This is a genomic window from Mesorhizobium sp. WSM4848, assembly GCF_055811375.1.
Genome location: NZ_JBVVPX010000001.1, coordinates 179,973 through 198,917 on the forward strand (window position 1 = coordinate 179,973; position 18,945 = coordinate 198,917).

General features: G+C 61.3%; 15 protein-coding genes and 1 pseudogene. 3 read left to right on the top strand and 13 right to left on the bottom strand.

The features are described 5' to 3' along the window. Window positions 1–27: 27 nt before the first annotated feature. The 8 genes and pseudogenes from AC0L16_RS00845 to AC0L16_RS00880 all read right to left on the bottom strand — a co-directional run bounded on the left by AC0L16_RS00845 (window position 28) and on the right by AC0L16_RS00880 (window position 6,850). The gene (locus AC0L16_RS00845; protein WP_473618470.1) at window positions 28–174 is read right to left on the bottom strand and encodes a hypothetical protein; all 147 of its coding nucleotides are present in this window, start codon (window positions 172–174) and stop codon (window positions 28–30) included. A 37-nt stretch (window positions 175–211) separates the two neighbouring features. Beyond that, complete coding sequence (locus tag AC0L16_RS00850; protein WP_473618471.1) at window positions 212–610, bottom strand: helix-turn-helix domain-containing protein; 399 nt, start codon at window positions 608–610, stop codon at window positions 212–214. Continuing rightward, window positions 610–852: pseudogene (locus tag AC0L16_RS00855) on the bottom strand (type II toxin-antitoxin system RelE/ParE family toxin); the annotation flags it as partial. The pseudogene AC0L16_RS00855 and the gene AC0L16_RS00850, both read right to left, overlap by 1 nt. Before the next feature lie 140 nt (window positions 853–992). Then, on the bottom strand, window positions 993–3,080 hold the full coding sequence (locus AC0L16_RS00860) for a TonB-dependent receptor domain-containing protein (protein ID WP_473618472.1): 2,088 nt from the start codon (window positions 3,078–3,080) through the stop codon (window positions 993–995). Window positions 3,081–3,248: 168 nt separating this feature from the next. Next, complete coding sequence (locus AC0L16_RS00865; RefSeq protein ID WP_473618473.1) at window positions 3,249–4,007, bottom strand: iron ABC transporter ATP-binding protein; 759 nt, start codon at window positions 4,005–4,007, stop codon at window positions 3,249–3,251. Beyond that, complete coding sequence (locus tag AC0L16_RS00870) at window positions 4,004–4,978, bottom strand: iron chelate uptake ABC transporter family permease subunit (RefSeq protein WP_473618474.1); 975 nt, start codon at window positions 4,976–4,978, stop codon at window positions 4,004–4,006. Before AC0L16_RS00870 ends, AC0L16_RS00865 begins: the two co-directional genes overlap by 4 nt. Continuing rightward, the gene (locus AC0L16_RS00875) at window positions 4,971–5,951 is read right to left on the bottom strand and encodes an ABC transporter permease (RefSeq protein WP_473618475.1); all 981 of its coding nucleotides are present in this window, start codon (window positions 5,949–5,951) and stop codon (window positions 4,971–4,973) included. The genes AC0L16_RS00870 and AC0L16_RS00875 overlap by 8 nt, the downstream gene beginning before the upstream one ends. Further along, window positions 5,948–6,850: a siderophore ABC transporter substrate-binding protein gene (locus AC0L16_RS00880; RefSeq protein ID WP_473618476.1), complete on the bottom strand. Its 903-nt coding sequence runs from the start codon at window positions 6,848–6,850 to the stop codon at window positions 5,948–5,950. Before AC0L16_RS00880 ends, AC0L16_RS00875 begins: the two co-directional genes overlap by 4 nt. A 264-nt stretch (window positions 6,851–7,114) precedes the next feature. Here AC0L16_RS00880 and AC0L16_RS00885 point away from each other — a divergent pair, with 264 nt between their 5' ends. Continuing rightward, window positions 7,115–8,824 carry an ABC transporter ATP-binding protein gene (locus AC0L16_RS00885; RefSeq protein WP_473618477.1) on the top strand — a complete coding sequence of 570 codons (1,710 nt, stop codon included), beginning with the start codon at window positions 7,115–7,117 and terminating at the stop codon, window positions 8,822–8,824. Window positions 8,825–9,024: 200 nt separating this feature from the next. Here AC0L16_RS00885 and AC0L16_RS00890 read toward each other — a convergent pair whose 3' ends face one another. The 3 genes from AC0L16_RS00890 to AC0L16_RS00900 form a co-directional block, all read right to left on the bottom strand. Then, the gene (locus AC0L16_RS00890; protein ID WP_473618478.1) at window positions 9,025–9,291 is read right to left on the bottom strand and encodes a hypothetical protein; all 267 of its coding nucleotides are present in this window, start codon (window positions 9,289–9,291) and stop codon (window positions 9,025–9,027) included. Window positions 9,292–10,000: 709 nt separating this feature from the next. After that, the gene (locus AC0L16_RS00895) at window positions 10,001–11,005 is read right to left on the bottom strand and encodes an FAD-binding oxidoreductase (RefSeq protein WP_473618479.1); all 1,005 of its coding nucleotides are present in this window, start codon (window positions 11,003–11,005) and stop codon (window positions 10,001–10,003) included. After that, the gene (locus AC0L16_RS00900; protein ID WP_473618480.1) at window positions 10,963–11,385 is read right to left on the bottom strand and encodes an FAD-binding protein; all 423 of its coding nucleotides are present in this window, start codon (window positions 11,383–11,385) and stop codon (window positions 10,963–10,965) included. The genes AC0L16_RS00895 and AC0L16_RS00900 overlap by 43 nt, the downstream gene beginning before the upstream one ends. 323 nt (window positions 11,386–11,708) lie before the next feature. On the opposite strand from AC0L16_RS00900, the gene AC0L16_RS00905 reads away from it, so the two are divergent. Both AC0L16_RS00905 and AC0L16_RS00910 read left to right on the top strand, forming a co-directional pair. Then, window positions 11,709–15,398, top strand: a complete 3,690-nt coding sequence (locus tag AC0L16_RS00905; RefSeq protein WP_473618481.1) for a PAS-domain containing protein — start codon at window positions 11,709–11,711, stop codon at window positions 15,396–15,398. A gap of 69 nt (window positions 15,399–15,467) precedes the next feature. Further along, on the top strand, window positions 15,468–16,178 hold the full coding sequence (locus tag AC0L16_RS00910) for a response regulator (protein ID WP_473618482.1): 711 nt from the start codon (window positions 15,468–15,470) through the stop codon (window positions 16,176–16,178). A gap of 257 nt (window positions 16,179–16,435) precedes the next feature. On the opposite strand, the gene AC0L16_RS00915 is transcribed toward AC0L16_RS00910, so the two are convergent. Beyond that, window positions 16,436–18,142, bottom strand: a complete 1,707-nt coding sequence (locus AC0L16_RS00915) for a tetratricopeptide repeat protein (RefSeq protein ID WP_473618483.1) — start codon at window positions 18,140–18,142, stop codon at window positions 16,436–16,438. A 3-nt stretch (window positions 18,143–18,145) separates the two neighbouring features. Further along, the gene (locus tag AC0L16_RS00920) at window positions 18,146–18,322 is read right to left on the bottom strand and encodes a YjiS-like domain-containing protein (RefSeq protein WP_473618484.1); all 177 of its coding nucleotides are present in this window, start codon (window positions 18,320–18,322) and stop codon (window positions 18,146–18,148) included. Between the last annotated feature and the right edge of the window lie 623 nt (window positions 18,323–18,945).

An 18,945-nucleotide genomic window follows, 5' to 3' on the forward strand; every position in this document is an offset into this window, starting at 1 on the left:
CAGGACGCGAGAGAAGAAGCTTTCCACCTAGTTGGTGTTGGTGCCGTCCTCAGGCTGGCAGACATTTGAATGGTTCACCTTCAGCTTGTTCAGCCCAGCCAAGTCGTTGTAGCTGGCGTGCTCGTCGGCGATCACCGTCGCATATCGCGAGACGTGGCGCGGACAGTCGCCCAAGCGGTGCCGCCGTTAGCGCCAGGCGGTGAATGCAAGATCATGCCACCGCCTGACGCGCGCTCCGCTTTTTCTTTTTCGCCGATTCGGCACGATTTGGAGCACGCGGCACCTCGGCGAGACTTTCCTCACCTACCCCCGCCAGTACAACGGGAGCATGGTCCTTGAACCTGACGACGAGATCCAGTTCGCCACCGAGTGCCCTAACGTATCCACGCAGGGTCGACAGGAGAAAATCTGACCGCTTTTCAAGCTGGGCAACTGAGACTTGCTTCTTGCCCAGCTTCTTGCCGACATGCTCTTGGGTAAGTGATCGAGCCTTGCGAAGCTGCTGAAGTGTCTCAAATTCCTCGAGCAGTTCCCTGGTACGGCGGTCAGAAGCCTCGATGAGTTCGGGAGACATCGTTTCGGCAAATACATCATCAGCGGAAATAGCCATCACTTTTTCTCCTTCTTCTGCTCTTGCTTACGGATTTTCTGCTTTTCTTTCAGTCGCTTCAAATGAGCATCGAACCTCTGGTCGGCGATCTCAATCAGCTTCCTGTAGAAGCGCTTTTCGCTGACGCCAGATTTGTCTCCGGCAACGAGAAGAATCGCTTTCCTCTCAGGGTCGAAAGCGAACGCGACTCTCCAGACACCGTCGGCGGCGTCGAAACGCAGTTCCTTCATGTTCGCGTGCTTCTCAACCTTATATAGCGTCAAGTGTATGCCGCAGGCAACGAACCGGAACCGCGCTCGGATGGCGACAGAACCTCGAAATATCCTATCAGTAGTTGAAACTCCAGCTGGCTATCCCAAAGGCGTGGGGCCGACGTTTCTTGTCAGAACCGCGCCGTCGCGCTTAGCCGGAACGAGCGGCCGGGATCAAAGTGCGGCGCCACGCCGACGAAATCCTGCCCGTAGGCAGCGCGGTCGGTGTAGGCCTCGTCAAAAATGTTGAGGGCGTCGGCGCGCAGCGTGAAGTTCGGCTTCGAAGGCGGCGTCCACTCGACATAGGCGTTCACCACCTCATAGCCGGGCAGTTCCTTCTTTGCGCTTGTCGGATCGGTTGGATGCCGCACCAGCGTCCTGTCGGTCTTCAAGGCGATTTCGATGTCGCCACCGACTTTGACGCCCCAATCGTCGAATGTGTAGCCGGCGCCGATCATCACGATCTGGCCGAGAGGGGTCGTCAAATAGCGGCCGATCTCCGTATCAGCCGGTTCGCCGTCGACGTCGGCGTTGATGTCGGCGTATTTCACACTGACGAAGCCGGCGTCCCAATCATAGCGACCGCCGATCTCCCAGCCCTTGGAAACGAGATCGAGCGTTCGGATCGACGTCACCTCTGGGACCGGCGCGCCACGTCCGAATACCGGCAGGCGCGCGTCGTTGATGTCGGTGCGAAACACGTTCGCCTCGAAGGTGAAGCCGTTGTAGCGCGCCTCCAGACCGGCCGTATAGTTGTTTGACGTCACCGGTTCCGGGCCGTCGCCATAGGTCCAGGCGGGGTTCTGCAGATAGTTTTCCGCCAGCGGAACGCCGCCCCAGACATGCGAGGTCCCAGCCTTTACCGTCAGGAACTCCGGCATAAGGTCATACTCGCCCGAAATGTTGCCGCTCAGGCCCGCATTGTTCCAGTCCGAGTCGTCGACGCCGGTAAACCATTGGTGATCGGCGCGCCCGCCGAAGGAAATCCTGGTGCGGTCGAAGGGCTCCAGCCGCGCCTGGGCATAGGCGCCTATATTGGTGGCGCGCTCGTCCGTAAAGAACGGCTCCGTCGGGTTGAGATAATCCAGGTCGGCCTTGTCGTTGTAGAAGTCGAAGCCGGCAGTGACGCTGCCGATGTCGAGCGCGAACCGGTTCTCCACTTTGCCATTGAAGCTGCTGGTTGCGCCTTCCGTCGGCGAAACAACGTCGACGAAATATTCAGGCGCCGCGATCTGCGTCTTGCTATAGGCGAGCACGATCTTGGGGTCCCACCAGCCTTCCGGAGACGTGTCCGTATAGGTAAAGACCGTATTCTGGCGGCGCAGATCGTAGTTCCGCAATTCGGGTTCCCGGCCCGGCCGATTGATATAGACGTTGGCGCGATAGGGGCGCAGCGCGTCGTCGCGGACCTGCTCGTGGCTGAGCTCGAAACGATGGCCATCGACGCTCTCGTAGGCGATCTTGGCCAGCCCGCTGATCAGATCGGTGCCGGTCCCCGGCATCTCCTGGCCGTTGCCGGCGGTAAAATTGCCGCCACGGCCGTAATTGATGTAGCCGAGGTACTCGAAGCCGTCCTGCTGACCGAAGCCGCTCACCCCGGTGGTGAATGTTTCGCTGTTGGTGTCCCATATGCCGGTGACGAAACCGCCAAAATTGCGGCCGGGTTCGAGCAGATCGACCGCGTCCTTGGTTTCGAACCCGAGCGACCCCGCGAGTGCCCCCGGACCGGCGTCGGCCGGCGCGACGCCTGCCTGCACCGACGCTGCCTTTAGAAGTGCCGGGTCGAGCAGATAGGTGCCGTTGTGGTGGAACACCTTGTTGTTCTGTCGTGACCCGTCGACGGTCACGGCCAGATTGTTCTCATCGACGCCGTTGACGTAGATCTTCTGCGTGCTGGGGATCGCGCCGCCAACCGCGATCTGCGGTTCACCGGAGAACACCTCCCTCAAATCCTGCGGTTTCTTGCGATCGATCTCCTGCTGGTCGATGGTGATCAGGTCGGCGCCGGCCGTCGCGTTGGCGCCCGCCCCCACGTCGACGACGAGAATGGTGTCGAGTTGCGTGTCCCCGGCGGGAGCTTGGGCTTCTTCATTTTCTTCGGTCGTGCTCGTCCTGGCTTCCGTTTCTGGGACGGGAGCAGACTGCGCCAGCGCTTCGGGACACAAGAAAATGGACATCGCGGCGCTGACGGTCAGCGCTCGCAACAGTTCTGGCGACATCGGCTAAATCCCCTCGAATACGGTAGCCTCGGGCTGGCGCGAACCGCGCCTGTTGGGACTGCCTTAACGCATCGGTTGCGCTGCGGCAATAAACTTGATAGTAAAAATCCAGTTATGCAAGCCGTTGTAACTGTTGCGCTCTTCGAGCGCAGCAGGCGCGGAGTTTACTCAGGCGTGGTGCAGGACGGTCAGCCGACCGGCGATGTTTTCGACCCGCATCGAGAAGCCAAAAATGCTCTCCAGTATATCCGGCCGGATGATGTCGCCGGTTTCGCCCGATGCGATAACGACGCCGTCCTTCATCGCGACGATACGGTCGGCGTATGAGGCTGCATGATTGATGTCGTGGAGCACGATGAGCACCGTCTTGCCGTGCTCGTCGGCGATGCGTCTCAGCGTCCGCATCAGGTTTCTTGCATGAAACATGTCGAGATTGTTCAGAGGCTCGTCGAGAAGGATGTAATCCGTCCCCTGGCAGAAGGTCATGGCAACGAGGGCGCGCTGCCGTTGCCCGCCCGACAAGGTGTCGATGAAGCGCAGCGCCAGATCGCTGAGATCGAACTGTTCGAGCGACGCCGCGATGATTTCGCGGTCTTTCGCCGTCAGCCGCCCGCGGTTGTGCGGGAAACGACCGAACCCCACCAGCTCGGCGACGCGCAGGCGGCTTGCGACGCCGGGATCCTGTCGCAGGATGGCCATGATCCTGGCCAACTGCCGGCTCGGCGTCGCATCGACCGGCAGCCCGTCGACAGTGATGCGGCCGCTTTGCAGGGGCTGCATGCGGGCGATCAACGACAACAGGCTGGACTTGCCGGCGCCATTCGGTCCGACAAGCGCCGTGACGCCGCCCTTCGGCACGATCAGGCTGACATTATCCAGAATGCGGCTGCCGCCAAGAGCCAGGGAGACGCCAGCAATCTCGATCATCGCCGGCCCCTGGCAAACAGAATGGCGAGGAACACGATGCCGCCGACAAATTCCACGACGATGCCGAGGCTGCCTTCCCCGCCCAGAGCATGCTGGAGGACCGTCTGGCCGCCGACGAGCACGATTATCGCCGTGAGCGCGGCTGCCGGCAGGAGGATGGCGTGCCGGTTGGTGCCGACGATGCGCCCAGTGAGCGAAACCACCAGCAGCCCCAGAAACGCCATCGGTCCAACCAGCGCCGTTGACGCCGACACGAGGGCTGCGACAAGAACCAGCAGCCCGGCAGCCGTGCCGCGCCACGCCAAGCCGAGCCCAATGGCTGTGTCGGTGCCCAGCGCGAGCACATCGAGAACATGTCGCGCCCGCCAGGCGATGGCGACACAAGCCACGGTGATCACGCCGGCCAACAGCAGCAGATCGGGTTCGACCGCATTGAAGCTGGCGAAGACCGTACCCTGCAGTACGGCGAAATCGTTCGGATCCAGCAGCCGCGCCAGCAATGTCGTCAGCGATCGGAACAGCACGCCCAGCACGACGCCGGTCAGCAGCATCAGCGTCAGGTCGAAACGCCGGCGCAGCATCGGCAGGAACAGCGCCAGCGCGAGGCCCGTCATTGCCGTGAAATTGCCGAGGAAGTGCAGGCGGGGATCGATGCCGGCAAAGCCGAAACCGCTCAGCGCAAAAACCAGCGCGGTCTGGCAAAAGACGTAGAGCGCATCCAGGCCCATGATCGATGGCGTGATGATGCGGTTGGCGCAAACGGTTTGAAACACGACCGTTGAAACCGCCACCGCCACGCCGACCAGAACCATCGCCGCCAGCCGCACGGCACGCAGTTCGACCACGAAGGCGAGATCGCCGCGCAGGCCGATGGTCATGAAGGCCACGCCGACCAGTACTGCGACCGCCGCCATCATCGCGAGGCGGCCCTCGTACCGCACCAGGCGGCGTTGCATCACGACTTCAGTCATTGCGGTTTCGGCCAAGCAGCAGGAACAGAAAAAGCACCGCTCCGACGACGCCGAGGATCGTGCCGACCGGAACCTCGTAAGGGAAACGTATGAGCCTGCCCAAAATATCGCAGGCAAGCACCAACGCCGCGCCACTGCCGGCGACCCATGGCAAGGTGTGGCGCAGGTTTTCGCCGGCGAAGCGCGATACGATGTTGGGCGCGACAAGGCCGACGAACGGGATCGTTCCGACGACGACCACGGTCAGCGCGGTGATCGCCGAGACGATGACCAGGCCGAGCCGAAGCATGCCGGCATAGTTCAGGCCGAGCCCTATGCTGACGTCCCTGCCTAGTGAAAGCATCGTCAGGCGGTCGGCCGTCCACCAGGCCAATACGACCAGTGCGCCCGCAACCCACAACAGTTCATAGCGCCCACGCAGGATGCCGGAAAACTCACCCGTCATCCACACTTCGAGATACTGCAGAAGGTCCAGGTGCCATGCGGCAAAGATCGCGGCAGCGCCAATGAGGCCGCCATAGACCAATCCGAACAGCGGAACGAGAAAAGGCTGTGTCGGCGACAACCTATGCGCGAGCATGAGGAAAACGGATGTCCCGGCGAGAGCGGTCACCGCCGCGCCGGCTGCTTTCCAGCCAAGCGATGCATCAGGCCAAACCAGCGTCACCACCAGTATGCCGAGTGCTGCGGATTGCGCGGTTCCAGCCGTCGAAGGCTCGACGAAACGGTTGCGGGCAAGCGTCTGCATCACAAGCCCTGCGATGGCCAGGGCGCTGCCGGCCAGAAGTGCCGCCAACGTTCTCGGCAAGCGGCTGATCATGATCAGCCGCAAGGCTTCCGGATCGGAGGCCAGACTGCCTAGGGCAAGCTCGCCGACGCCGACGAACAGACTGGCCACAAACAGCGCCAGCAGGGTTGCGGCACCGATTGCCTGGTAGGCGAAGCTTTGAAAGCCAAGCGATCCTGCGGTCATTGGGTCCGCGAGAAAGCGTCTCGAATGGTCTTAAGCACGCGCTTCGTCGACTGGACGCCGCCTGCAGCGATGTAGAAATCGGCTGCCGGCATGTAGACCACCTGCCCTTTCTTCCAGGCCGTGGTTTCGGCCACCAGTTCATTGTCGAGCGTCGCCCTGGCATTCTGCTCCCCCGAACCAATCGCCGCGGCGCGATCGAGCACGATGAGCCAGTCCGGATTGGCGTCGCGGAGGAACTCGAAGGAGATCGCTTCGCCGTGGGTGGCGGCCTCGACATCCTCGACCGCCGGCGTAAGCTCAAGCGCCGAATGCAGCCAACCGAAGCGGGACTCCTTGCCGAAGGCGGTCACCTTCGGGCCACTGGTCATCAGGATCAGTGCCGTGCCCTTGCCCTTGACGGCGGCACGTGTCGACGAAAGCGCGTCGTCGAGTTCCGAAGCAAGCGCCGCCGCCTCGGCCGGCTTGCCGACGAGTGCGCCGTAGGCCATCAGGCGCTGCTTTGCCTGCGCGAACAGATCATCGCCATTCATCGTCATGTCGATGCTCTGCGCAATCCGGCTGGTCGCCGCCAGTTGCGGCGAGGAGCGCCCGCCGACAATGATGAGGTCCGGCGCCAGCGCGCTCAGCGCCTCCAGATCGGGCTCGAAGAGGGTGCCGACGATTTCCGCGCCATCCCTCAACTCGGCGAGTTCGGGCATATAGAGCTTGTCGGGCAGACCGGCGATCTTCACGCCCAGGCTGTTCAATGTATCGACGGCCGCAATGTCGAACACCGCGAGCGTTTGCGGCGTCTTGCCGACCGTTACCGGGCCTTTCGCGGTTTCGATCTCGGTTGCGAACGCCTGAACGAGGAAAAGCGCCAATGCCGGCAAGGCCAGGACCGACTTGAGCCATCTCATGAGCATGCTCCGTGTCGCAAACGACGCTTCAATCGCGCCAGGCCAGTGGCTGGAGATATTTGCCCGCATTCGGCGTTTCGCAGCGCGTGGTGGCAGTCAGCATCGAGACCTCATAATATGATGTTTACACTCCACTTATCGTAAGCTATCCGTTCGGACAAGTCGGCGTCGCTGAGCAGTCGCCGCATGAAATGCCTGTAGCGACAGCCCTCGCATAGCCAATGCTCCTGGCAGGCCAGACCTTCGAACAGAAAAAGCGTCCCGATGCTGCGCAGATTTTTCGCCTACTACCGCCCCTGGAGAGGTCTGTTCATCCTGGATTTCTGCTGCGCGGTTCTGTCTGGCCTGCTGGAACTCGGGTTTCCGATGGCGGTCAAGCTGTTTGTCGACGAACTGTTGCCGACTGAGCAATGGCTGCTGATCCTTGCTGCGTCGGCCGGCCTGCTTGCCATCTACGTGGTGAACACCGGACTGATGGCGGTCGTGGTCTACTGGGGCCATATGCTCGGTATCAACATCGACACCGAGATGCGCCGAAAGAGCTTCGATCACCTGCAGAAGCTCTCGTTCCGCTTCTATGACAATCACAAGACCGGCCACCTTATCGCCCGGGTCACCAAGGACCTGGAGGAAATCGGCGAGGTTGCCCATCATGGCCCGGAAGACCTGTTCATCGCGATCATGACGTTCATCGGCGCCTTCGCGCTGATGTTCCTGGTCAATCCGCAGCTTGCGCTGATTACGGCGGCAATTGTGCCGCTGGTCGCCTGGGTGACAAGCCGCTATGGCGCGCGCATGACGCGCAACTGGCAGGCGCTTTACGGGCGGGTCGGCGATTTCAACGTTCGCATCGAGGAGAATGTCGGCGGCATGCGGGTAGTGCAGGCCTTCGCCAATGAAGACCACGAGCGCAACCTATTCGCGCGCGACAACGCCAGCTATCGCAAGACCAAGCTCGACGCCTATCGCATCATGGCCGCCAGCACATCGCTGAGCTACGTGAGCATGCGCTTGATCCAACTGGTGGTGATGATCGCCGGAAGCTACCTCGTGCTTGGCGGCGAACTTTCCAGTGGCGGCTTCGTCGGCTTCCTGCTCCTGGTCAATGTGTTCTTCCGGCCGATCGACAAGATCAATTCGGTGATCGAGACCTATCCGAAAGGCATCGCCGGATTTCGCCGCTATGCGGCCCTCCTCGACACTGAGCCGGACATCGCGGATCGGCCCGGTGCATTTGACGCACCGACGCTCCGGGGTGACATCAGCTACCGGGATGTCAGCTTCGGCTATAGCGGCGAACGGCCGGTCTTGAAGAGCATCAATCTCGACATCGCAGCAGGGCAGACCATCGCCTTCGTCGGGCCATCCGGCGCCGGCAAGACGACGCTGTGCTCGCTGCTGCCGCGTTTTTACGAGGTCGACAGCGGCGCCATCACCATCGACGGTCTGGATATCCGCGACATGACGCTGGCCTCGTTGCGCGGACAGATCGGCATCGTGCAGCAGGACGTGTTCCTGTTCGGCGGCACGATCCGCGAGAACATCGCCTATGGCCGGCTGGACGCGGTCGAGAGCCAGATCGTCGAGGCGGCGCGCCGCGCGCGCCTCGACGACCTCATCGCCTCGCTGCCGGAGGGCCTCGATACGATCATCGGCGAGCGCGGCGTGAAACTTTCGGGCGGTCAGAAGCAGCGCCTGGCAATCGCGCGTATGTTCCTGAAGAACCCGACCATCCTCATCCTGGACGAGGCGACGTCGGCGCTCGACACGCAGACCGAGCGGGAGATCCAGCAGTCGCTGGCAGAGCTTGCGCAAGGCCGAACGACACTGGTGATTGCGCACCGGCTGGCGACGATCCGCAATGCCGATCGCATCGTGGTGGTCGCCGATGCAGGCATCGTCGAACAAGGTCCGCATGACGAACTGGTGGCGCGCGGCGGTGCCTACTCACGACTTGGCGCGGCTTCAGATTAAATGATGATGCAGCTCTCAAAGCTCGGGCCGAGGGGAGTTCTCCTGAAACGCACCCGATTGGGCTGCGCAACCAAACCCGCTCCAGCCCACGCTACGAGATCGAAAAGGATCTTCCCTCCGCTGGGCGTGAGGTGATTCCAAGCGGCGGGCGAGCCCGCCGCCTGGAAGTCGAATCTCGACCGTGCGGCCGAACGCTGTTGTCAGCGCCCCCAATTCCCCCGGCCATAACCAGGCGCGGGGATATCGAAGATCGAATTTCCTGCCGAGGTCGGTGCGCTGTCGGCCGTGCCGACACTCGCTGTGCCGCTCGGGTCGAGCGCATAGCCGTTGTCGGACACCATCGAATTGTGACCGGTCTTCGGATAGAAGGAGCCATGGCTGTAGTCGGAGCCATAGTGGTCGCTGCCGGCAAAAGCCATGCCGGAGGCAAACAGGAAGGTGGCAGTGGCAAGAACGATCTTAAGCATTTCAATTCTCCATTTTTGAGGGTTAGCGTTTGGCCTCGACGCGCCGTGCCCCGCACCGCATCGATGAGGCCGTCTTTTCACGCCCTTTGGGCCAAACCGACCAACCGCTATCCTCCTGGATGTGCGGCGGCAGGTTGTTCAGCGCACGGTCTCTTGTTGCGCTCGTGCGCTGTTCGGTGGGCTGCTCAATGGCAGCCGAGATCAACACCAATCGGCGGCGTCAGCGCGGCCTGTACGAATGGCTGCTGTTCCCGATCAACCGTCGCATAGCGGGGTTGACGACTGCCCCTTGTCGATCATGGCGTTGTATGAGCCGGCGAGCCCCTTCATGGGCCGGATGGTTTTGGTCAACAAGGCTCGCGCGGAGCCGGTCGGGGAAATCGTATGAAGTAACTGGCCTATGCATTTTGAACCACAGGTTCGGAGCAAAACGTGTCGACCCTCGCCAAGACTAGATGTTCGGTCTTCGGCTCTGGATATTTTCGTTTCGCCCGTTGAATCTTCCGCGTCTTCGGTTCTTATTGTCATACACCGCTTTCGTTTCAGGCGTTTTTCTGTAGTGCGGTGGAAGTGTTTCGTTTGTTTCAGCGGCACGAGCGATGGGGCGGGCCGCATTTTGTTGATGGTTGTGTGTCCGGGTCGTTTGCTCCGGATCCACAGGCCTGTCCGCCTCGGCGCGACCCAAAGGACGGACAGGCTCAGCCTCGGCTTACGGCCGGATGTTGTGGTTGACGCGGAAGAGGTTCGCCGGGTCGCATTTGCGCTTGACCGCGACAAGCCGCTCATAATTGGCGCCGTAGGCGGCGCGTACGCGCGCTTCGCCTTCATCGTCCATCATGAAGTTGATATAGCCGCCACCATGCGGGTTGTGCTTGTGCACCGCGGCCCAATACTCGCTTGCCCAGCGTCTTAGCTCCGGCGCCTTCGTCGGGTCGGGGTCGATGCCGGCGATAACCATGGACCAACGCGCTCGCCGCGCTCCCCAGGCGGTGGCGTCCGGAGCCACTTCCTGGACCGCTCCGTCGATGGGGTAAAGATGCATCAGCGACAGCTCGCTCGGGGTCTTCGAGCCGTGCTCGGCATGGGCTGCGATAGCCGCATCGGACAGCTCGTCGACATAATCGCCCTTCCAGTACCACTGCAAGCCCTTCGGCAGCAGCGGATCAAACAGCGCCTGCAGCTCGACGAAGGGCATCTGGATCATACCGTCCATCAGAGGCTTGGGAAGCGCGGCTCGCACGGGCTGCATCACCCGGATGCCGTCCTCCTCCGCGCCGTTGTAGCAACTGATCAGCGCGCAGATGCGCCTTCCCCAGATCTCGCGCGGGAAAGGGTCGCAGGAGGGCACCGTCTTGATGCCGAAGAATATCCCGAGCTCTCGCGGCGCCCCGGGCAGGAAGTCACGGTACCAGCGCATGATCTCTGGGGCATGTTCGATGTCGAAGAAGATCGGCCCGGCATAGACATCCTTCGCCGGATGCGCCTGAAATGTGAAGCGCGTCACGACGCCGAAGTTGCCGCCGCCGCCGCGCAGCGCCCAGAACAGCTCCGGGTGTTGGTCCTCGCTTGCCGTCACGACGCTGCCGTCGGCCAGCACGACCTCGGCCGCAAGCAGATTGTCGATGGTGAGGCCGTGCTTGCGCGTCAGATGGCCAGTGCCGCCGCCCAGCGTCAGTCCGGCGATGCCTGTGGTCGAGACGAGGCCAGCCGGCACCGCCAGCCCATGAGCGCTGGTGGCGCGGTGTCGACATCGCCTTGGGTGCAGCCGGCCTCGACGCGGACCGTGCTGGTCCTAGGATCGACATCGACCCGTTTCATCGGCGACATGTCGATGACCATTCCGCCGTCGCAACTGCCGAAGCCTGGACCGTTGTGGCCGCCGCCGCGAATGGCAAGGAGCAAATGCTTCTCTCGGGCATGATTGACTGCCGCGACGACGTCAGCGACCTCGGCGCAGGGGACGATCCAGCGCGGCCGCTTGTCGATCATGGCGTTGTAGAGCCCGCGCGCCTCTTCATAGGCCGGATGATTTTGGTCAATAATGTTGGCGCGGAGCCGGTCGGGGAAATCGTACGAAGTTATTGGCTTATCCATTTTGAACCCTCAGGTTTCGGAGCAAGACGCGTCGGCAACTCGCCAAGACTAGATGTCCGTCCTGGGCGCTGGGTATTTGCGTTTCGCCGGTTGAATCTGCCGCATCTGCGGCTCTTCTTGTCATACACCGCCTTCGTTTCAGACGTTTTTCTGTGGTGCGGTGGGAGTGTTTCGTTTGTTTCAGCGGGACGGCGTCGGCGCTGGCGAAGACTCCAGCGCGCCGAAACAGTTGAAACAAATCACGCAGCGTCTGAATGTGTGCTGAAACAAAGAGGGGCTATTATCCGCCCTCGCGGGATCACCGCGAACAAAGGGAAACAACCATGCGGCCTGATAATCCGGTGCCATCCACACATACAGGCTATGCCCTTTTTGACGCCAACAGCGTTCTCGTCGACAGCAATCCGCAGATATTTGGAAACCAGCGGCTCGACCGCGGCGAGAAGCAGCCGATGGACGCCATTGCCGCCGTCGCCGAAGCCCTGTCACATCTAAAGAGTTTCGACGGCCGCCCCATCGAGCCGGGCAACGCATTCGTTGAAAGCGCCGCGGCGCGATGGACGCAAATCGACGACGCTCCAGTTGAAGCCGAGACATTGGATGGCCGGTGGAAGTTGCTCACCGCACATCCTCGGCTGGATGGCGGCATGGCCCTGGTAAGCGTCGACATTACCGAGATGAAGCGAGCGCAGATCGCGCATCAGGAAAACGCAGAAATATTCCGCTGCATCACCGACAGTCACCCGCTGCCGGTTTGGGTGGTGGACTCGGAAAACGGGCAGATCCTCTATGAAAGCCTCGATGCGTCGAACCTGCTTGGCCGAAAATGGACCCCGAACGAGCCGCAATTCCTGACCGATCATTTCGTAAATTCTGGCGAATTCGATGAAATCAGTTCTCTCGCCAGCAACAGCGAGATCGTCCGGGATCACGAAATCCAGCTCAGAAACACGAGCGGATCGGCCGTCTGGTGTTCGACCAACTGCCGTCGCGGCGTCTATGGCGGGCGCCCCTCGCTCATCATCGGGGTATTGGATATCACCGAACGCAAGCAGCGCGAGGATCTGTTTGGTTTCCTGATCAAGCATCATCCGTTGCCGGTATGGATGAACGATGCAAGTTCGGGGGAGCTCATCTACCAGAGCAATGCTGCCGAACGGCTGCTTGGATGGAGCAAAAAGGCGCAACGTGAGACGGTGCGGCTCGGCGACTACTTTGTCGACCCCGAAAAACACCGGGAAATCAATCGGGAGCTCATGCAAAAAGGCGTCGTTGAAAATTGCGAGGTGCTGCTTAAAAGACCCGACGGTCAGGAGTTCTGGGCCACGGGCAATCTCAGGATCGTCGAGTTCCAGGGCCGGCAAGTGGTTCTCGCCGGCATCGCCGATGTGACCAAGCAGAAGAAGCGTGACGGCGAAGTCGCCGCGGCGCGGGAGATGCTCGCAGACGCCGTTGAATCACTCTCCGAGGGATTCGCGCTATACGACGAAGACCACCGCCTGGTCATGTGCAACAGCCTTTACCGCGAACTGAACCACCCGGTGCGGGATCTCCTTGAACCGGGCGTGGAATGGAACGAACTGCTTCGCGAATCCGCCAGGCGCGGCGTGTACCGCAATGCGATTGGGCGCGAGGATGAGTGGCTCGACGAGCGGCTCCAAAGCCGGATCGAGTTCCACTCCCATTTCGAGGTCCCCCTCGCCGACGGCAAATGGCACTCGGTATCGATACATCCCACCGATCTTGGCGGCTTCGTCGTAACGCGCGCCGACATCAGCGAGCGCAAGAAGGCCGAGGCTTTCGAGCGCGACGCCACGACACTGCTGCAAAAGGTGCTAGATGCCTGCCCTTCGCCGATACGCATGACCACCTTCGAGGGAGAAACGCTCTACCGCAATCCTGCTACCAGAGATCTCTACGCCGACCGTCCTCGGATAACCGACCACTATGTCGATCCAGGCTGCAGCGCGATATTGGAGCGCACCTTGATCGAAAACGGCAGGATCGATGATTTTCGGGTCCAGCAGTACAACACCGAGAACAAGGCCTTCTGGGCTTCGATTTCCGCTCGCCTGATCGATTTCCAGGGAAGGCAGGTGATAGTGTCGAACACGACTGATATCACCGACATGATCACCGCCCAGGAAGAAACGCGCAGGGCCAACGAGCGGCTGATCGACGCGATCGAATCTCTCGCCGAAGGGTTTGCCCTCTACGACAGGAACGATTGCCTGGTGCTGGCCAACAGCAGATACCGCCAGATGCACGCGATAAGCGCGGATGTACTCGTTCCCGGGGTGAACTGGTTCGATTTCCTCCGCGTGACCGCAGTGCGCAACCAGTTTCCGGTCCCACGCGACAAGATCGATGACTGGCTTGCCGAGAGGGCAAGGGACCGCCGCGAATTCCGGCAACAGGAATTCCGTCATACGGACGGGCGCTGGTTCTTCGTCTCGAACTGTCCGACCCGCGAAGGCGGGTTCGTGGTCACCCGTGTCGACATTACAGAGCGCAAGCGGGCCGAGGAGGCCGCCAAGGAAGCGGATGAACTGGTCCGGAAAGTCCTCGAAGCCTGCCCCGTCAACATCCAGATGACCCGCGCGCATGACGGGAAGCTGCTTTACCGCAGCCCCGCCACCGTTGATCTGCTCGGCGACGTCACCAGCGCCGTTGACTATTATGTCGATCCTTCAGAGCGGATCCGATACGTCGAGCGGCTGCTCGCGACGGGGTTGGTCGACGATTTCGAAACGCAGCTCAAACGCAAGGACGGTGGAACCTGCTGGTGCTCGATTTCGTCTCGACTGATCGATTTCCATGGTGAGAAGGTGATCGTTTCCCACGCCTACGATCTCACCGACCGTATCCAAATGCAGCAGGAATTGGAGCGGCAGCGCGAGACGCTGCACCAGAACGAAAAAATGTCGGCGCTCGGTGGATTGCTGGCCGGGGTGGCGCATGAGCTCAACAATCCGCTCTCGGTGGTGCTTGGCCTGGCATCGCTGTTGAAGGAAACCGCTACCGACGCCAAGGTCGTGGAACGCGCCGACAAGATAAGCAAGGCAGCCGAACGCTGCGCCAGGATCGTCAAGACTTTCCTGGCTATGGCCAGACAGCAGCCGACGCGAACCTCAAACGTTGCGATCGATGATATTATTTCCGAAGCGGTCGAAGTGGCGAGCTATTCGATTCGATCGTCGGACATCGGTCTTTCGGTTCACCTTGAACCTGGTCTTCCCCCGATCTGGGCGGATCCCGATCAGCTTGGCCAAGTGCTGATCAACTTGCTTGTCAATGCAGAACAGGCGTTGCACGGCTGGGAAGGGCGACGAACGATCACGGTTTCAACGCGGCTTGATCCCATAACCGGCAACATAGTCGTCAGCGTTGCCGACACGGGTCCGGGAATTCCCAAAGAGATACTTCCCCGCATTTTCGAGCCGTTCTTCACGACGAAAGAGATTGGGGCAGGAACCGGGATCGGGCTATCCTTCTGTCATCGCATCGTTCAATCCCATGGAGGAACCATCGAGGTCGAATCTCCCGAGGGGGGTGGCTCGACCTTCATACTTTCGCTGCCTGCCTCGGACCGTATGGACGAAGGAACCGAAACGGCCGAAGACGAGCTCCCGAATTCAACCGGCATTGCTTGTCTGGTGGTGGACGATGAAGAGGAAGTGGGTGAGCTGGTTGCTGAGGTGCTCAGGCGAGATGGTTTCAACGTCATCATTGCCAGATCCGGCGAAGAAGCGCTGCTGCACCTCAAGAACCGCAGTTTCGCGCTGATCCTGAGCGATCTGAAAATGCCTGATATGGACGGACGGGGATTGTTCAACCAGATTGCCAAGCTCCATCCGGCCGAGCTCGACAGGTTGGCCTTCCTGACGGGGGACACGATCAGTCCGGACGCGCAGATGTTCCTGCGCGCCGCGAAACGGCCCTATCTTGAGAAACCGATCAAACCGAACGAGCTCCGTTCGTTTGTCTCAAATCTGGTCAACAACAATACTTGACAGGCCCGTTGATTTGCACGTCACTTTAGAGGCAACTTATCCATTAGGCTGGTTGCTCGGTGGTCGATTTTGACGACGCACGCACACATAGTGGTCTGCGATGACGAACCGGATATCCGCGACACGGTGGCGGAATATCTGGAGCACCATGGCTATGCCGTGACGCCGGCCAATGCGGGGCCTGCCCTGCGTGAACTTATGGATAGCCAGCACGTCGATGTGGTCATCTTGGATATCCGAATGCCAGGTGAGGACGGCCTCTCCCTGGCGCGATATCTACGAGAGCACTCAGACGTTGCCATTATCATGCTGACCGGATCGGCGGAAATCGTCGACCGCGTTGTCGGATTGGAGATTGGCGCCGACGACTATGTCGCCAAGCCCGTGGACCTGCGGGAGCTGCTGGCGCGGGTCAAGGCGGTGCTGCGCAGAACATCGGCGAGCGAACGAGCTGCGGAGAAAGCGGGTACTGCGGGCCCTCTCCAGGTCCAGTTCGGCAAGTGCCGCTTCGACCCGGACGCACACAAATTATACAACGCCGACGGGATCGAAATAGCGATCACCCCGATGGAGTTCCGGCTTCTGAAAGTATTCAGCGAACATCGCGGACGCGTACTCAACCGCGATCAACTGCTCGATCTCGCCCATGACCGCGGGTGGGATCCCTTCGATCGCAGCATCGACATTCGCGTTTCGCGCCTGCGCAAGAAAATCGAGGTCGATCCCTCGAAGCCCGAGGTGATCAGGACGATCCGCGGCATGGGTTACCTCTACGCTTGAGCGCGCCGCTGGCTGGTTGGACCAGCGCCTCAGCCCTTGCGGCTTATGCGATTTTGTGGCGCCAGGGGATAGCCCCGCTCAACCTCTGATTTTCGGGATCAAGCTGCGTTGCGTTTCCACTATGACGTGTGGCACTGAAAGGCAGGCTTACCGGCCAAGCATTGCCTTTTTCGACCTGGGATTGTGTGTCGCAGCCGGGTTGCGAGGCTGCGACACGTTTCCTGAGCCGACAACGACGCCGGCACCTTAAGCGCGGGTCAGAGCCGTTCGATGCCGAGAAAATCCGGCGCTCCCACCCAGGCGGCCTTGAAGCGCGCATCCATCTCTTCGGCGTCCGCTGTCCTGTCGGTCCTACGGAAAACCTCGCGCAGGCCCCACAACGCCCAGGCGTTGTTTGGAGTCTGCTCCAGGACGTGCTCGAAGGCTGCCGCGGCCGCCTCGTGCTCACCCATGGCCATGCAGACCGCGCCGAGGGTCTGTCGGACCGGATAATACCAGTAGGCCGGTTCCATATAGGCAAGGCCGTCCTCGATCGCGACCGCCGCCTCAAGCTTATTGCGCGCTTCCCGCAGGTTGCCCTGGTGCTGGGCAATGCGGGCCTCCACGATCAGCGCGCTCAATTCCAGCAAATCCGGCGCCGGAAGTCCTCCCGCCGTCTCCGTGGAAAAATCGGTCTCGGCGGCGAGTTTGCGGATTGCGGCGGTCTCGGCCCGCGCCGCCTCGCTCGCACCCTTTGCGGCGAAGGCGACGCCCCGCGCATATCGCCAGGCTGCCTCGACATAAGGCAAGGCGTTTGCCGGCAGCGGCAGCGCGAGTATGGCCTCGGGATCGCTATACTGGGCGTGGGCAAAATAGGTCGCCGCCTTGATCGGCTGCAGCCCGGCCACCTTGCTGGCCGTTGTATTGGAGACCAGCGATTCGAGCTTTTTGGCCGCCTCGGCGATTGCCTCGACGTCGCCCGCCATCTGTGCGGAGGTCATCAGGAAATGCAGGTTGTGCGGATAATAGCCGTCCGTGTAGACACCGGGCGTGCTCTCCGGCGCTATGCCGACGCGCTCGAAATAGGCCTCGTCCGCTGCCACCGCCTCGCGGTTGATCTCCAGGCTGTCGATCCACCGGCCGACCTGGTGATAGATGTGCGCTGGCATGTGCACGATGTGTCCGGCGCCGGGCATGAGGGCGGCAAGCCGGTCGGCATGACCTTCGGCCCTTTCCGGCGTCGCGGATGCTTCGACGGCATGGATATAGAGATGGATCGCACCGGCATGATCCGGATTGCGCGCCAGCACCCGCTCCAACGAGGCCACAAGCTTGGCCGTGTCCGGCTTTGGCGTTACCCCGCCGTCAAGCCAGTAGTCCCACGGCATCAGGTTCATAAGTGCGTCAGCGTAGAGCGTGGCGATCTCGTCGTCCTGCGGATGGCGGTCTGCCAGTTCCGCCATCGCCGCGGCATAGGCCTGGTTCAGGGCACCCTGATCGGCCGAAGTATCGGCGCTGTAGCGCTTGGAGAGCGCGGCGACAAGATCCTTTTCCCGGCTGGAGGCGAGGTGCGCTAGCTTGCGCGCCTGCGCGACGGCTTCGGCGGCATTCGCTGCCGCCTCCTGGCCCATGCCGGCGTTGATGTTGGGGCCGAGCACGTAGGCCTCGCCCCAGAAACATATGGCGCAGGTCGGGTCCAGCTTTTGCGCGGCCCTGAAAGCGCGTTGCGCTTCGGCGTGGTTGAATGCCCACGCCCAGCGCAGGCCCTGGTTGAAATAGGCCTGCGCCAGCGGGTTGGCGGTGGTGACAGGGTAGGAATGACTGCCGAGGTTTTCGACTAGCGGGACGCTTGTCGAATCCTCTGCAACCGCCGCCTTGGCCTGGCGGTGCGGAACGCCCGTTTCATGGGCATTCGCGACGGGCGCCGCCAGAAGGGCGGCCGCGCTCGCACAGGCCAGTAGCGGAAGCCTAAATGAAAGCTTCATGGTTCAGCCCGCCTTGTCTTCTTGGCCGCGCTGCAAGCCGCGGACCACCAAACCAATTTCGGACCGGCTGATCCCGATGTCCCTCAGGAAGCCATCGTCCATTGCCGCCAGAGTCCGTTCCGCCATACGGTGAACCCGATAGGCCCGGAAAGAGCGGTAAGCTGCTCGCATTATCGACATTGCAACACTCCATTGATTGGCGCCGCGGGTGCAGCGATGGCATTGGATTTAAACCATCGCTGTTTCAGGCGTTTTTCCACGCCGAACGCGAAGTGTTTCGTTTGTTTCAGCGCCGGGAGCGCTTCCCGCGCGGTGTGAATTCCGAGCTGCCGGAGTCGCGCGGGAACCCGCCTTCTTTCTTGGGGCTGGATGGTGAAACCGGCGTCCGCGATCAGCCACGCTGGCTCGCGCGTCAGATGGCAGCACCGGGAGCCAGCCCCTCAGTCCGACAAGATGCCTTTGCAGCGTGCTCGGGATCTGAGTCTCACACCTGCCGCCCGCCGAGCTTCAGGACGCGGCGGAACTCAGCCAGCGCGCCCTTCGGGTGGGATGCTACAAGGCGAGTGGATAACGACTACGGTCTCGGCCATAGCGTCACCCAGAACGTCTAAGGCAGGTTGAAGGTGGAGGAGGCATCGCCGGCGCCCTGCCCTTTGAAGTCGATGATTTGCCTTTCCAGGCGATCCGCCGAAACTTCTGCTACGGCAAATTCTGCGAATTAGCTCCGTGCTGTTCAGGCCCGGAACGGCCCCAGAGATAATGCAGCCCGCCTACCGATCTAATCGCAGATTATCTGCTGCCTT